16 protein-coding genes and 1 pseudogene are annotated in these 13,987 nt (G+C 66.6%); all 17 read left to right on the top strand.

Features of this window, described 5'->3' with window-relative positions; all coding sequences use genetic code 11:
• Nucleotides 1–250: 250 nt before the first annotated feature.
• Nucleotides 251–409, top strand: a pseudogene (locus tag AB1446_09630) (sporulation protein).
• A gap of 2 nt (nucleotides 410–411) precedes the next feature.
• Nucleotides 412–1,458, top strand: coding sequence for a tRNA preQ1(34) S-adenosylmethionine ribosyltransferase-isomerase QueA (gene queA / locus AB1446_09625; protein ID MEW6547157.1), 1,047 nt, complete (start codon nucleotides 412–414; stop codon nucleotides 1,456–1,458).
• 20 nt (nucleotides 1,459–1,478) lie between these two features.
• Nucleotides 1,479–2,588, top strand: a complete 1,110-nt coding sequence (tgt, locus tag AB1446_09620) for a tRNA guanosine(34) transglycosylase Tgt (GenBank protein ID MEW6547156.1) — start codon at nucleotides 1,479–1,481, stop codon at nucleotides 2,586–2,588.
• A 3-nt stretch (nucleotides 2,589–2,591) separates the two neighbouring features.
• Entirely contained in the window at nucleotides 2,592–2,897 is a 306-nt protein-coding gene (gene yajC, locus AB1446_09615; GenBank protein MEW6547155.1) for a preprotein translocase subunit YajC, read from the top strand.
• Between the two features lie 222 nt (nucleotides 2,898–3,119).
• On the top strand, nucleotides 3,120–4,118 hold the full coding sequence (locus AB1446_09610) for a GntR family transcriptional regulator (protein ID MEW6547154.1): 999 nt from the start codon (nucleotides 3,120–3,122) through the stop codon (nucleotides 4,116–4,118).
• A 24-nt stretch (nucleotides 4,119–4,142) separates the two neighbouring features.
• A complete protein-coding gene (locus AB1446_09605; GenBank protein MEW6547153.1) occupies nucleotides 4,143–4,388 on the top strand; it encodes a 4Fe-4S binding protein in 246 nt (81 codons plus the stop codon).
• Nucleotides 4,360–5,457 (top strand): 2-oxoacid:acceptor oxidoreductase subunit alpha, encoded by a 1,098-nt coding sequence (locus AB1446_09600; GenBank protein MEW6547152.1) that lies wholly within the window; start codon nucleotides 4,360–4,362, stop codon nucleotides 5,455–5,457. The genes AB1446_09605 and AB1446_09600 overlap by 29 nt, the downstream gene beginning before the upstream one ends.
• A gap of 2 nt (nucleotides 5,458–5,459) precedes the next feature.
• Complete coding sequence (locus AB1446_09595) at nucleotides 5,460–6,290, top strand: 2-oxoacid:ferredoxin oxidoreductase subunit beta (protein ID MEW6547151.1); 831 nt, start codon at nucleotides 5,460–5,462, stop codon at nucleotides 6,288–6,290.
• Nucleotides 6,280–6,843, top strand: coding sequence for a 2-oxoacid:acceptor oxidoreductase family protein (locus AB1446_09590; GenBank protein ID MEW6547150.1), 564 nt, complete (start codon nucleotides 6,280–6,282; stop codon nucleotides 6,841–6,843). The genes AB1446_09595 and AB1446_09590 overlap by 11 nt, the downstream gene beginning before the upstream one ends.
• A gap of 85 nt (nucleotides 6,844–6,928) precedes the next feature.
• Nucleotides 6,929–8,182 (top strand): Glu/Leu/Phe/Val dehydrogenase, encoded by a 1,254-nt coding sequence (locus AB1446_09585; protein MEW6547149.1) that lies wholly within the window; start codon nucleotides 6,929–6,931, stop codon nucleotides 8,180–8,182.
• A 144-nt stretch (nucleotides 8,183–8,326) separates the two neighbouring features.
• Nucleotides 8,327–10,039 carry a methylmalonyl-CoA mutase family protein gene (locus AB1446_09580; protein ID MEW6547148.1) on the top strand — a complete coding sequence of 571 codons (1,713 nt, stop codon included), beginning with the start codon at nucleotides 8,327–8,329 and terminating at the stop codon, nucleotides 10,037–10,039.
• 83 nt (nucleotides 10,040–10,122) lie between these two features.
• Nucleotides 10,123–10,536: a cobalamin B12-binding domain-containing protein gene (locus AB1446_09575; protein ID MEW6547147.1), complete on the top strand. Its 414-nt coding sequence runs from the start codon at nucleotides 10,123–10,125 to the stop codon at nucleotides 10,534–10,536.
• The gene (gene mce, locus AB1446_09570) at nucleotides 10,533–10,961 is read left to right on the top strand and encodes a methylmalonyl-CoA epimerase (protein ID MEW6547146.1); all 429 of its coding nucleotides are present in this window, start codon (nucleotides 10,533–10,535) and stop codon (nucleotides 10,959–10,961) included. The genes AB1446_09575 and mce overlap by 4 nt, the downstream gene beginning before the upstream one ends.
• Before the next feature lie 63 nt (nucleotides 10,962–11,024).
• A complete protein-coding gene (locus tag AB1446_09565) occupies nucleotides 11,025–12,593 on the top strand; it encodes a carboxyl transferase domain-containing protein (GenBank protein ID MEW6547145.1) in 1,569 nt (522 codons plus the stop codon).
• A 14-nt stretch (nucleotides 12,594–12,607) separates the two neighbouring features.
• Nucleotides 12,608–12,904 carry a hypothetical protein gene (locus AB1446_09560; protein ID MEW6547144.1) on the top strand — a complete coding sequence of 99 codons (297 nt, stop codon included), beginning with the start codon at nucleotides 12,608–12,610 and terminating at the stop codon, nucleotides 12,902–12,904.
• Nucleotides 12,901–13,380: a biotin/lipoyl-containing protein gene (locus tag AB1446_09555; GenBank protein ID MEW6547143.1), complete on the top strand. Its 480-nt coding sequence runs from the start codon at nucleotides 12,901–12,903 to the stop codon at nucleotides 13,378–13,380. The genes AB1446_09560 and AB1446_09555 overlap by 4 nt, the downstream gene beginning before the upstream one ends.
• Before the next feature lie 63 nt (nucleotides 13,381–13,443).
• Nucleotides 13,444–13,791, top strand: a complete 348-nt coding sequence (locus tag AB1446_09550; protein ID MEW6547142.1) for an ASCH domain-containing protein — start codon at nucleotides 13,444–13,446, stop codon at nucleotides 13,789–13,791.
• Nucleotides 13,792–13,987 lie beyond the last annotated feature (196 nt).

The following is a 13,987-nucleotide window of genomic DNA, read 5'->3' as shown; positions in this document are numbered from 1 at the left end:
GGTCCTGCGGCGGTCCACGCCGCCTGCTCCGGTTAAACAAGAAGAAAAACCGCAGGTGCCCGAGGGACCCACCGGCGGTACTCTGCCCCCGGGCGCACCCCCCTGGTTGTACCCGCCTGCTCCCCCGCCCGAGCCGGTGCCTCCGGGGGGGACGGGGGGACCTCCCCAGCCCCCCGGACAGCCTGCCGAGCCGGAAGTGGTGGCATACCTGGTAGGAAGACGGCTCCTCCCTGCCCGCATTTATTTCGTGGGCTCGGGATGGGGCCACGGGGTGGGCATGTCCCAGTACGGAGCGAAGAACCTGGCCCAACGCGGGCATAATTACCAGCAGATCCTGCAGTATTACTACCGAGGTACCACCTTGCAGAGCCCCGGTACCCTGACCGTCCAGTCGGTCCCTGCGCCGTAAACATGAGGCTGGAAGAGTTCGACTATTACCTGCCGCCAGAACTCATTGCCCAGGAGCCCGTTGAGCCCCGGGACGCTTCCCGGCTGCTGGTGCTGGACCGCAGGGCCAGCACGGCAGGCCATCACCGCTTCCGGGAACTTCCCCGTTTTCTGCGCAAGGGCGACATCCTGGTATTCAACGACACCAGGGTGATTCCCGCCCGGCTGCGGGTGCGGCGCCGGGACACCGGGGGCCAGGCGGAACTGCTCTTGTTGCGTCCCCTCTCCGCAGAGGAAGGGGGGAGGCAGGCCTGGGAAGTCCTGGGCCGCCCGGCCCGGCGCCTGCGGCCGGGTGCTCGCCTGGTGTGCGAAAGAGGGCAGCTGGAGGCGGTGGTAACCGAGTCTCTCCCGGAAGGGCTGCGCCGGGTGGAACTGGGTTGGGACCCGGAGGTATCCCTCGCGCAGGTGCTGGAACTGGTGGGGGAGGTTCCGCTTCCCCCCTACATCCATCGGCCTCTCCGCGACGGCGAGCGCTACCAGACAGTATACGCCCGCCGCCCGGGGTCGGCGGCAGCCCCCACGGCCGGCCTGCATTTCACGCCCGGCTTGTTGGAGGCCCTGCGGCACGCAGGGGTGCAGTTGTGTTACCTCACGCTGCACGTGGGTTTGGGCACCTTCCGCCCCCTGCGCACGGAGAAGGTGGAGGAGGCCAGGCTCCACCCTGAGTTCTACCGGGTGGACGAGCAGGCGGCCGACAGCATCAACGCTGCCCGGCGGCAGGGAGGCCGGGTGGTGGCAGTGGGCACCACAGTGGTACGCACCCTGGAAACGGTGGCTGCGCCCGAAGGCGAGGTCCGGGCAGGGGAAGGCTGGACTGACCTTTTCATCTACCCCGGTTACCGCTTCCGGGTGGTGGACGCCCTGGTGACCAACTTCCACCTGCCCCGGTCGTCGCTGCTTTTGCTGGTGTGTGCCCTGGGCGGCACCGAACGGGTGCTCTCTGCCTACCGCGAGGCGGTCAGAGAAAGGTACCGCTTTTACAGTTTCGGTGACGCCATGCTCATCCTGTAGCGGAAGCGGGAGGTGGGAAGGTGGCAGCGGAAGGCTGCTTCCGGGTCGAGGCCCGGAGTTCCAGGAGCGCGGCCCGGGTGGGCGTGCTGCGCACTGCTCACGGTGAGGTGCCCACCCCGGCATTCATGCCGGTGGGGACGCTGGGGGCGGTGAAGCTCCTGGAACCGGGTGACCTGGAAGCGCTGGGCGTGCACATGATCCTCAGCAACGCCTATCACCTTTATCTCCGGCCGGGGGCGGAAGTGGTGGCGGAAGCGGGAGGTCTACACCGGTTTACGGGGTGGCAAAGGGCCATCCTCACCGACTCGGGTGGATTCCAGGTCTTCAGCCTGGCTTCTTTCCGGCGCATCACGCCCCATGGGGTGGAATTCCGTTCGCACCTGGACGGGTCCTTGCACTTCTGGACCCCGGAGAAGGTGATAGAGGTACAGGAGAAGCTGGGAGCGGATGTGGTGGTGCCGCTCGACGTGTGCCTTCCCTACCCCGCCACGCGCGAGGAAGTACGGGAGGCGGCCCGGCTCACCGGCGAGTGGTTGCGCCGATCCCTGCACGCTAGAGCTGTTAACGACCAGTTACTGTTTGGTATAATCCAGGGAGGTACGTGGGCGGACCTGCGCCGGGCCTGTGGCCGGGAGGTGGCCGACCTCCCCGTGGACGGGTTTGCCGTGGGCGGGTTGTCGGTGGGCGAACCACGCTCCCTCACCTGGGAGATGGTGGCTGCGCTCAAAGAGGTGCTCCCGCCCGAGCGGCCCGTATACCTTATGGGGGTGGGCGCCCCCGCCGACCTGGTGGAGGCGGTGAGGCTAGGGGTGGACATGATGGACTCGGTGTTCCCCACCCGCATGGGCCGTCACGGGGTGGCCTTTACCGCCGAGGGCAGGCTCCAGGTCAAAAACGCGGTCTGGGCCCGGGACGACCGTCCCCTGGACGAGGGGTGTGACTGCCCTACCTGCGCGCGTTACCCGCGTGCCTACATAAGGCACCTCTTCAGGGCCGGCGAAGCCCTGGGGGGCCGCCTGGTGTCCATCCACAATGTGCGTTTCCTCACCCGCTTGGCTGAGGAGCTGCGGCGGCGTATTCCGGCGGGGCAGGAGGCGACTGTACACATCAACGACGAGAAGGAGGTTTGACGGGTGAATCAGCAGGTGGTGGGTATCCTGTGGATCGTGCTGATGTTCGGTCTCATGTGGTTTCTCCTCATTCGGCCCCAGCAGGTTCAGCAGAGGCGCAGGCAGCAGATGATCGCCTCTATCAGGGCGGGTGACCGCATCGTGACCGCCGGGGGCATCGTGGGGACCGTAACAGCCGTGCGGGAAAACTCCTTCCTGGTTCGCATCGCCGACCGGGTGGAAGTGGAGCTGCAGCGTAGCGGCGTGGGTTACGTCCTTTCCTCTACCGGTCAGGACAAGGAGAAGGAAAGAGAAAAGGACAAGGAGTGAGGGCGTTTTTCTCTGCCGGACGTGGTACTCCCCGGAGCAGGCAGAGCGGGACAGGTGATCAGCGGGGTGCCCGGGGGGAGCTGCCCGCTTGAGCCAGTTAGCCCGAACGCGCGATTGGACCCACAATTGGGTCCAATCGCCTTCTGGGCTAGCAGGAATCGGGCATCTCATGGCGAATAGCTCTAAATAGGGATCCAATTGCCAAGAGGTGGCACCGGCGTCGTGAGGCAGTGGAGCAAAGCCGATTTTCACCTGGACCGCTCCGAGGGTGTTCCCCTGTACCTGCAACTGAAGAGGCACCTGGAACACCTGGTGCGGACGGGAAGCCTGGCACCCGGGGACCGCCTGCCCACGGAGCGGGAGATGGCCCGCCACCTGGGGCTGAGCCGTAACACGGTGAGCCTGGCCTACCGCCAGCTCGAGGCAGAAGGGCTCATCAGGTGCCGGCAGGGGAGCGGCACCTACGTGGCCCGGGGGGAAGAGGCCTGGCGCAGCGGTGGGCGTCGCGATCGGCTTGCCCGCCTGATCGACGTGTGCCTGGAAGAAGCGGTCAACCTGGGCTTTGACCTGGACGAGTTCGTTTCCCTCGCCCAGGCTCGCGCCCGCGAGCGGAAGGAGCACCTGCGCCGGGTGCGCATAGCCTTCGTGGAGTGCAACCGCGAGCAGGTGGACTACTTCGCCCGCCAGATTCACCGGGAGATGCACCTGGGGCCCGCGGTGGCGGTTCTGCCCGTCCTGCTGGACGAGTGGAAGAGCCAACCCGACGTCATGGCGCGCGACGTGGCGGGCGTGGAGATGGTGGTGACCACCTTCTTCCACCTGCAGGAGGTGCGGTCCATGCTGGGTGACACGGGGAAGCAAATCCTGGGCATAGGCCTCGACCCCGACCTGAGCAGCATCGTGAGGGTTGCCCGGCTCCCGCGGGGGAAGAGGGTCGGGCTGGTGTGTATTTCCCAGGCATTTGCCGACACAGTGGCGCAATCCCTGGCGGCGGCAGGGATCGACCATATACAGCTCGTCACCACTACCACGCGCGACGCCGGCGAGTTGGCCGCTTTTCTCGCCGGGGTCGGAGCGGTCATCGTTTCTCCGGGTCGCCGCAAGGAAGTGGAAAGGTTGCTGCCCCGGCGGATCGAGGTGATCGAGTTCGTCTACCGGCCGGACGCGGGTTCCCTGAACCTGCTGCGGACGGCGCTGCTGGATGCCCGGCGCCCGGCCTGATTCCTGAGTGCAGGGAGGAATTCTATGGCCAGGAAAAGGGCAAGCGAGATCAAGGTCAATGAGGCCTGGTGCAAGCGGTGCGGGATCTGTATTGCCTTCTGCCCCACAAAGGTGCTGGAGGCGGGTGCGCAGGGTATCCCCCGGGTGGCGAACCTGGAGGCATGCACCGTTTGCCTGCTGTGCGAACTGCGGTGCCCCGATTTCGCCATCGAGGTGGAGGAAGCCCGAGAGGAGGCGCGGCATGTCCCAGCCCCGGCTGATGCAGGGTAACGAGGCGTGCGTGGAAGGGGCCCTGGAGGCTGGGCTGCGCTTCTTCGCCGGGTACCCCATCACCCCCTCGACCGAGATCGCGGAGATGCTGGCGGAACGCCTGCCCCGGGTGGGAGGCGTTTTCATCCAGATGGAGGACGAGATCGCCAGCATGGCGGCGGTGATCGGAGCATCCCTGGCCGGGGTGCGGGCCATGACTGCCACGTCGGGCCCCGGCTTTTCCCTCAAGCAGGAGAACCTGGGCTACGCGGCTATCACCGAGACTCCCTGCGTGGTGGTGAACGTGCAGCGGGTGGGGCCGTCTACGGGGATGCCCACCTCGCCCGCCCAGGGAGACGTGATGCAGGCCCGCTGGGGAACCCACGGCGACCACCCGGTGGTGGTTCTTTCCCCTTCCTCGGTAGTCGAGACGTACGTACTTACGGTGAAAGCATTCGCCATCGCGGATGAACTGCGGGTGCCCGTCGTCCTGCTCTCTGACGAGGTTACGGCCCACATGCGGGAGCGGGTGGTACTGCCCGATCCGGGCACGCTCCCCCGCGGGGAGCGTCCGCGGGCGGGCCGGGCGCCTTCCGATGTTCCGCCCATGGTGCACTTCGGGGAAGGCAAGAGGGTGCTGGTCACCGGGCTGTACCACGACCCCTCCGGTTTCTGGACGGAGAATCCCGAGGAGGCCGATCGCCTGATCAGGCGGCTGTGTGGCAAGGTGGAGAGCCGCCGGGAACAACTCACCATGGTGGACCGCTGGTACCTGGACGATGCCCGCGTGGCGGTGATTGCGTACGGTTGTGTGGCCCGTTCCGCCCTGCGGGCGGTGCGGATGGCCCGGGAGCGGGGCCACCGGGTGGGGATGCTGCGCCTGGCCTGCCTGTGGCCCTTCCCCCGCCATGAGGTGACGGCGGTGGCCGGCCGGGTGGAGGCCATCGTGGTGCCGGAGATGAACCTGGGCCAGCTCGCGGGCGAGGTGGAACGGGCTGCCTGTGGTCGCTGCCGGGTGGTCGGATACCAGCGGGTGGATTCGGAACTCATCCGGCCCGAGGAGTTGCTGCCGGTGCTTGAGGAGGTGTAGGGTTGGAGGGTCTGCGCTTCTTACGATCGGAGCACCTGCCCCACCTCTGGTGTGCCGGCTGTGGCCACGGTATCGTCCTGGGAGCGGTGATCCGGGCCATGTTGCGGGTGGGGGTGGACCAGGACCGCACCGTGGTGGTGTCGGGTATCGGTTGCTCTTCCCGGGCGGTGGGATACCTGAACATGGATACCCTGCACACCACCCACGGGCGCGCCCTGGCATTTGCCACGGGTATCAAGCTGGCCCGGCCCGACCTGCGGGTGGTGGTGCTGGCCGGAGACGGTGACCTGGCCGCCATCGGGGGAAACCACCTTATCCATGCCGCCCGGCGGAACATGGGGATCACGTGTGTGTGCTTCAACAACGGGATATACGGCATGACCAGCGGTCAGTACTCCCCGCTCACGCCGCAGGGGTTCCGCACCGCCACCGCGCCGTACGGCCACCTGGAGCGCGACTTCGACCTCTGCCGCCTGGTAGAGGCAGCCGGGGCGACATACGTGGCCCGCAGCACCACCTACCACGTGCAACAGACCATCGAGTATGTGGCACGGGCTCTGACGCACGACGGTTTCTCTTTCGTGGAAGTGCTCACCCAGTGTCCCACTTATTTTGGGCGGCGCAACCGCATGGCTGATCCCGTGAAGATGCTGGAGTGGTTCCGCCAGCGGGCGGTGACGGTGGCGCAGGCCGGGCGCATGAAGCCGGAGGATCTGCGCGGGCGGGTGGTCATCGGTGAGTTCCACCGCACCGAGGACGTATCCGAGTACACCCGTTCTTACCAGGCTCTGATCTCTCGCCTGAGCGGAGAAGGTGACCGTGATGAGAGGTGAAAGGTGGGAGGCCCGTCTGGCCGGGGCCGGGGGGCAGGGCCTGATCACGGCCGGCATCATCCTGGCCGAGGCGGCCGTGCTGGCCGGGCGCAACGCGGTGCAAACCCAGTCCTACGGACCGGAGTCCCGCGGGGGGGCCTCGCGGGCGGAAGTGGTGATTTCGGATGGGGAGATCGACTACCCCAAGGTGATCCGCCCCGACGTGCTTTTGGTGATGACGCCGGAGGCATGCCGGCGGTACCTGGGGGGGCTGAAGGAAGGCGGTCTGCTGGTGGCGGACCAGGACCTGGTGGCTGACATCCCGCCCGGGCCCTACCGGGTGGTGCGGGTGCCCATCACCCGCATTGCTCGCGAAGAGGCGGGGCGGGAGATAGTTGCCAACATCGTGGCCCTGGGAGTGCTGGTGGCCCTAACGGAGGTGGTTTCCGAGGAGGTACTGGAACGGGCGGTATTGGCGCGGGTTCCTAAAGGCACGGAGGAATTGAACCGGAAAGCCCTGCGTGCCGGGCTGGCCGCGGGCAGGAGTGTGGGCGCAGCCCAAGATGTCCGATGATCGTGCCAGCGCGAACTGGCACACGATGACCGTGCCGCGCGGGAAGGCCCGATGCTAGCGCGGCGGGGTAGAGGAGGGGAATGAAGTGACACAGGAAACTCTGAATCCGTACCACATAGTGCAAAAGCAGATCAAGGAAGCGGTGGAGGCCCTGGGGGTCGAGCCGGCTGCCTATGAGATCCTCAAGCAGCCCATGCGTTTCCTGGAGGTTTCCATTCCGGTGCGCATGGATGACGGCAGCCTCAAGGTGTTCACGGGGTACCGGTCTCAGCACAACGACGCCCTGGGACCGACCAAGGGGGGAATCCGCTACCACCCCGGCGTGTACGCCGACGAGGTCAGGGCCCTCTCCATGTGGATGACGTTCAAGTGTGCGCTCCTCGGGTTGCCGTACGGAGGGGGCAAGGGTGCCATCGCCTGCAACCCCAAGGAGATGTCAAAGGGAGAACTGGAGCGGCTGAGCCGGGGATTCATCCGGGCTATCGCCCAGATCGTGGGGCCGGAGAAGGACATCCCTGCCCCCGACGTCTACACCAACCCCCAGATCATGGCCTGGATGGTAGACGAGTTCAGCCAGTTGCGGGGGTACAATAACTTCGGCCTGATCACGGGCAAACCCCTGATCATCGGCGGCTCGCTGGGCCGGAGCGAGGCCACCGGGCGGGGCTGCGTCATCGTGGCCCTGGAAGCGGCCCGCATGCTGGGGATCCCCGTCAAGGGAGCCCGCGTGGTGGTGCAGGGGTACGGTAACGCCGGCAGCGTGGCGGCCCGTCTCATGCAGGAAGCCGGTGCCAGGGTAATTGCGGTGAACGACTCCAAGGGAGGGGCATACAACCCAGACGGGATCGACCCCGTGGCGGTGGATGAGTACAAGGCCCGCACGGGCACGGTGAAGGGTGCCCCGGGCACGCGGGACATTTCCAACGCCGACCTCCTGGCCCTGGAGTGCGATATCCTGATCCCGGCGGCACTGGAGAACCAGATCACCAGCCAGAACGCCGGTCAGGTGAAGGCCAAGATCGTGTCCGAGGCGGCCAACGGTCCGACCACCCCGGAGGGAGACGAGATCCTGGCCGGCCGCGGCGTCCTGGTCATCCCCGACATCCTGGCCTCGGCGGGAGGGGTGACGGTTTCCTACTTCGAGTGGGTGCAGAACCTGCAGAACTTCTACTGGACCGAGGAGGAAGTGAACGCCCGCCTGGAGCAGATGATGAAGCGCTCCTTCGCGGCCGTGTACCGCATGCACCAGGAGAAGAATGTGCCCATGCGCCAGGCCGCCTTCATGGTGGCGGTGGACCGGGTGGTCCAGGCCATGCGGGTGAGAGGCTGGCTGGGCTAGCCTGCCGGGCTGGTCTGGCGGTGCTAAATTCCGCGGCGAGGGGGGCCTGCGCGGAGGCAGGCCCCCCGTTGCCGGGGAGGAAATGGCATCGGGCAGGAAGAAATGGAGGGGGTAAACCAGGTCAGTCAGCGGGAGGTCACGGGCATGGCTGAGGATCAATCTGGTGAGGGCGAGAAGGTGGGCTTCCCTGCCCCGGACACCGATGTGGTAGCAGCACGCCAGCAATGGGAAGAGCAGGTGCTGGGTCCGGTGCTCAAGCGCTACCCAGAGCGTCAGGCCCGGTTCGCTACCATGTCGGGCCTGGCTCTCGATCGAGTCTATACTCCCGAGCACACGGCGGGCCTCCTCTACCTGCGAGATTTGGGCTTCCCCGGACAGTACCCCTTCACCCGCGGGGTGCAGCCCACCATGTACCGGGGTCGCCACTGGACGATGCGCCAGTACGCCGGCTATGGGTCGGCCGAGGAGACCAACCGGCGCTTTCGCTACCTGCTGGAGCAAGGGCAGACGGGCCTCTCGGTAGCCTTCGACCTGCCCACCCAGGTGGGATATGACTCCGATCACCCCATGGCCGAGGGAGAAGTGGGCCGGGTAGGGGTGGCCATCGACTCGGTGGAGGACATGGACGCCCTGTTCGCAGGCATCCCCCTGGGCCGGGTGTCGACCTCCATGACCATCAACGCCCCGGCGGCGGTCCTCCTGGCCATGTACCAGGTGGTGGGGGAGCGACAGGGAGTGGAGCCCACCCGCCTGCAGGGAACGGTCCAGAACGACATCCTAAAGGAGTACGTGGCCCGCGGCACCTACATCTTTCCCCCCGGGCCTTCCCTGCGGCTGGTGACGGACGTCATCGAGTACTGCAGCCGCCACCTCCCGGACTGGAACTCCATTTCCATCTCCGGCTACCACATGCGGGAAGCGGGATGCACGGCCGTGCAGGAGATCGCCTTCACCCTGGCCAACGCCATCTGTTACGTGGAGTCCGCCCGGGAGCGGGGACTGGAAGTGGACTCCTTCGCCCCCCGGCTGTCATTCTTTTTCAACTGCCACATCGATTTCCTGGAGGAGGTGGCCAAGTTCCGGGCGGCGCGCCGCCTGTGGGCCCGCATCATGAAAGAACGCTTCGGGGCGAAGGACCCGCGTTCCCTGATGCTGCGCTTCCACACGCAGACGGCGGGGTGTTCCCTGACCGCGCAGCAACCCGAGAACAACGTGGTGCGGGTGGCGCTGCAGGCCCTGGCCGCCGTACTGGGAGGAACCCAGAGCCTGCACACCAACTCCATGGACGAGGCGCTGGCCCTGCCCTCCGAGAAAGCGGTGCGCATTGCCCTGCGCACCCAGCAGATCATCGCTTATGAGAGCGGGGTCGCCTCCACCGTAGATCCCCTGGGAGGCAGCTATTGCATCGAAAGCCTGACCACACGCATAGAGGAGGCGGCCGAGGACTACATCCGCAGGATCGACGACATGGGCGGGGCGGTGAAGGCTATCGAAGGGGGCTTCATCCAGAAGGAGATCCACGAAGCGGCGTACCGCTACCAGATGGAAGTGGAACGCAGGGAACGCATCGTGGTGGGGGTCAATGCCTTCCAGGAAGAGGAGGAGCCACCTGCGGGTCTGCTGGAGGTGGACCCCGGGGTGGCCGAGCGGCAGCGCGCCAAGCTGGAGCGCCTGCGCAGGGAGCGCGACGAAGACGCCTGCCACCGTGCCCTGGACGACCTGGAGCGGGCGGCGCGGGGGACGGCCAACCTGGTTCCTCCCGTGCTGGAAGCGGTGCGGGCCCGCTGCACCCTGGGCGAGATATGCGACACCTTGCGGAGGGTATTCGGCGAGTACCGGGCCCCGGGCGAGATCTAGCAGGCGCTCGGGGCCGGCGCGGCGCGGGGCGGGTCCTGCCCCGGGCTGTCGGTGCGGCGGGCATCTGCAGAGGAGGGATTTCGGTGCAGGAGCGACCCATCCGGGTGTTGATAGCCAAGCCGGGGCTCGATGGCCATGATCGGGGGGCCAAAGTGGTGGCGCGGGCCTTGCGGGACGCGGGGATGGAGGTCATCTACACCGGCATCCGCCAGACACCTGCTCAGATCGCGGCCAGCGCCCTGCAGGAAGACGTCGACGTGGTGGGGCTCAGTTCCCTTTCCGGTGCCCATCGCACCCTGTTTCCCCGCGTCGTGGAGTGCCTGCGGGAAAAGGGTTTGGGAGACGTCCTGGTGATCGGGGGTGGCATCATCCCGGCGGGGGACGTGCCTGCCCTGAAGGCGGCGGGGGTGGCGGAGGTGTTCGGTCCCGGGACACCCACCTCCGTTGTGGTAGAATACATCCGCAGAGAACTGGAAAAGAGGAGGAAGGCCGGGTGAGGTTGCACCACGTCGGGATAGCGGTGCGGGATCTGACCCAGGCCCTGGCTACATACCGGGCCCTGGGACTGGAAGCGGGAGGGGAGGAAGAAGTCCCCGAGCAGGGGGTTAGGCTGGCCTTCCTTCCGGCCGGCGAAGCCCGCCTGGAACTCCTGCAACCCCTGCGGGAAGACTCCCCCGTGGGCAAGTTCCTGGAGAGCAAGGGAGAGGGCATCCACCACGTATGTCTCGAGGTCGAGGACATCGAAAAGGCCCTGGCGCGGGCGCGGGAAGCGGGCATCCGTCTCGTCGATGAGAAGCCGCGGCAGGGGGCGCATGGTGCTCGGGTGGCTTTCCTGCATCCGCGGGGGCTCCACGGTGTCTTGCTGGAATTCCGGCAGCCTCCCGTCGGCTCCCCGGGAAGGCCTTCCCGGGGGCCGTCCTGAGGGTGGCCGGGGCAGTGGAACAAGCCCGCCTCGCGCTGGCGGTGAAGAGAAGTGGGAGATGGCATGAACGAGCAGTCGGAAGTCACCATGGGACAGAAGCTGGCAGAGCTGGCCTCCAGGCTCGAGAAGGTTCAGGCCGGAGGCGGTGCCGAGCGGATAGAGAAGCAACACCGGGCCGGGAAACTCACCGCTCGGGAAAGGCTTGACCTCCTGTTTGACCCCGGCACCTTTGTGGAAATCGATCCCTTCGTCCGTCACCGGTGCACCGAATTCGGGATGCCGGAAGTGGAAGCCCCCGGCGAGGGGGTGGTGACGGGTTACGGGCGGGTAGACGGCCGCATCGTATACGCGTTCTCTCAGGACTTCACTGTTATCGGTGGTAGCCTGGGGGAGATGCACGCGCGCAAGATCACCAAGGCCATGGACATGGCTCTCCGGGCGGGGGTGCCCTTCGTGGGCCTGAACGACTCGGGAGGGGCGCGCATCCAGGAAGGGGTGGATGCCCTCAACGGGTACGGGGAGATATTCTTCCGCAACACGCTTTCCTCGGGGGTAATCCCCCAGATCTCGGTGATCATGGGCCCCTGCGCGGGCGGGGCCGTGTATTCTCCGGCCCTTACCGACTTCGTTTTCATGGTGCAGGGCACGAGCCAGATGTTCATCACCGGCCCGCAGGTGATAAAGGCGGTCACCGGGGAAGAGGTCAGCATGGAAGAGCTGGGCGGTGCTGCCACCCACAGCACGGTGAGCGGCGTGGCCCACTTTTTCGCCGAAGACGACCGCCAGTGCCTGCACATGGTGCGGCACCTGCTCTCGTTCTTGCCTTCCAACAATATGGAAGACCCCCCGGTCGTGCTGACGGGGGACCCGGTTGAGCGGGAGGATCCCGCCCTGCGGGATGCGGTCCCCACCGACCCAAACCGGGGCTACGACGTGCACGACGTCATCCTGCCCCTGCTGGACGGGGGTGACTTCCTGGAGGTCCACGCCCGTTACGCCGCCAACATCGTGGTCGGTTTTGGACGCATTGGGGGCCGCGTGGTGGGCGTGGTGGCCAACCAGCCCCGCGTACTGGCTGGGTGCCTGGACATCAACGCTTCCGACAAGGCAGCCCGCTTCGTGCGCTTCTGTGACGCCTTCAACATCCCCCTCCTCACCCTGGTGGACACCCCCGGATACCTTCCCGGTACGGCTCAGGAGTACGGGGGCATAATCAGGCACGGAGCGAAGCTCCTCTACGCTTACTCGGAGGCGACCGTCCCCAAGGTCACCGTCATCCTGCGCAAGGCATACGGGGGCGCTTACCTTGCCATGTGTGCGCGGGCCCTGGGGTGCGACCAGGCCCTGGCCTGGCCCACGGCGGAAATCGCGGTGATGGGTCCCGAGGGGGCCGCCAACATAATTTTCCGGGACGAGATCTCCCGGGCCGAAGATCCCGTCCGGTTCCGGCAGGAAAAGATCAGGGAATACCGTGACCGGTTTGCCAATCCCTACGTAGCGGCCGCCCGCGGGTATGTGGATTCGGTAATAGACCCCGCCCGTACCCGTGAGCATGTGGCGCGGGCTCTGGAGGCCCTGGCCCAAAAGCGGGAGTCACGCCCGGCCAAAAAGCATGGCAATATTCCCCTGTAGCGGAAGGTGACACATTGGTCGAGGTTATGCATGCCCCCGAAGTTCGCTTGCGTGCCCGGTCCCAGGAACCGGTGGCGGGTACGGTTGTGGCCGCCATAGCGGCGGCGCTGGCGGGGTACCTGGAGGCGGAGGCACTGAGCGGCCGTGCCTTCCGGATCGTTGACGTGCGCCGGTTCGAGGCGCCTGCCCCCGCACCTGCGGGGGCGCCGATTCCGGCATGGGGGCTGGCGGGCCGGCTGGAGTTGATGGCGGCGCGGACCAGCCTCTTTGGCCGCAGAGCAGCAGGTAGGCAAGGAGTGGAAGCCAGGTGAGGAAATTCCGGGTGGTGGTAAACGGAGAGGTATTCGAGGTGGAGGTCGAGGAAATCTCCCCGCCGCGGCCTGCGGGGGCAGCAGCTGCCCCTCGGGCGGGGGTTGCCGCAGGTGGGGCTGTAGCAGCAGGCCCGGTGGTCACTCCGGCGGCCGCGGCGGCGCCGCGCCCCGGGGTTGCGCCCGCGCCCGTTGCTGCATCCCGCGGTGCACCCCCGGCGAGGCCGGGCCCCGGGGTGGAGCGGGAGCCGCTGGTCGAGGGCGAAGCGGTGCGGGCTCCCCTGCCGGGGGTGATCTCCGACGTCAAGGTGGCCGCCGGTCAGGAAGTGAAGGCGGGGGAGGTTTTGCTCGTGCTGGAGGCCATGAAGATGGAAAATGAAGTCCTGGCTCCGGTGGCCGGGACGGTGCGGCAGGTACTGGTGGACAGGGGCACGGCGGTCAACGCCGGTGATCCCCTGGTGGTGATCGCCCGTGGCTGATGACCGCCTGACGCGGAGATTGTTCACGCGGTGCTGATTGCCCGGCTAGATGGGGGGAGGAGCATGCGGGCCCTGAACTTTTACTCCAGTGTGTACCATGCCAACCTGCTGACGCGGGAAAAGTGCTGCACCATCAGGTTGGGTGATAAGAGGGCCAAGTATCAGGAGGGCGACCTGGTCTGGGTGACCTATGGGAACCGGTTCCAGCCGCGTAAGAAGGTGTTCCTGGCGGTGATCGACCGGGTGGCAGTGAAGCCCCTCTCGGCCCTGACCCCGGAAGACCTACGCGGGGAGAGCCCGGATATGAAATCCCCGGAAGATGCACTGGAATTCCTGAAATCCATCTATGGACGAGAGATATCCCCGGACGAGACGGTGTCGGTCATCCACTTCTCCGAGGTGTGTGACTAGGCGTTCCTGGCAGGCGAAAACCGTTGATACACAAGGGCCGGGCGGGGTTCGCCAAGCGACCTGCTTCTCGGCCACACCCCGGTCCCGGCAATTCCTCCACGCCCGTAACACCGGGTTTGTCCTTCCCTTCAGCACTATATCAACAGTGCGCCCCGCGACGAACCGGTTTTGCCTTCTCCCTTCGGCGTCTGTGTTC

The sequence above is a fragment of the Bacillota bacterium genome (genome assembly GCA_040757085.1).
GTDB lineage: Bacteria > Bacillota > Sulfobacillia > JACIYH01 > JACIYH01 > JACIYH01.
Note: the sequence above shows the minus strand (reverse complement) of the source record. Positions and strands in the feature narration are given on the sequence as shown.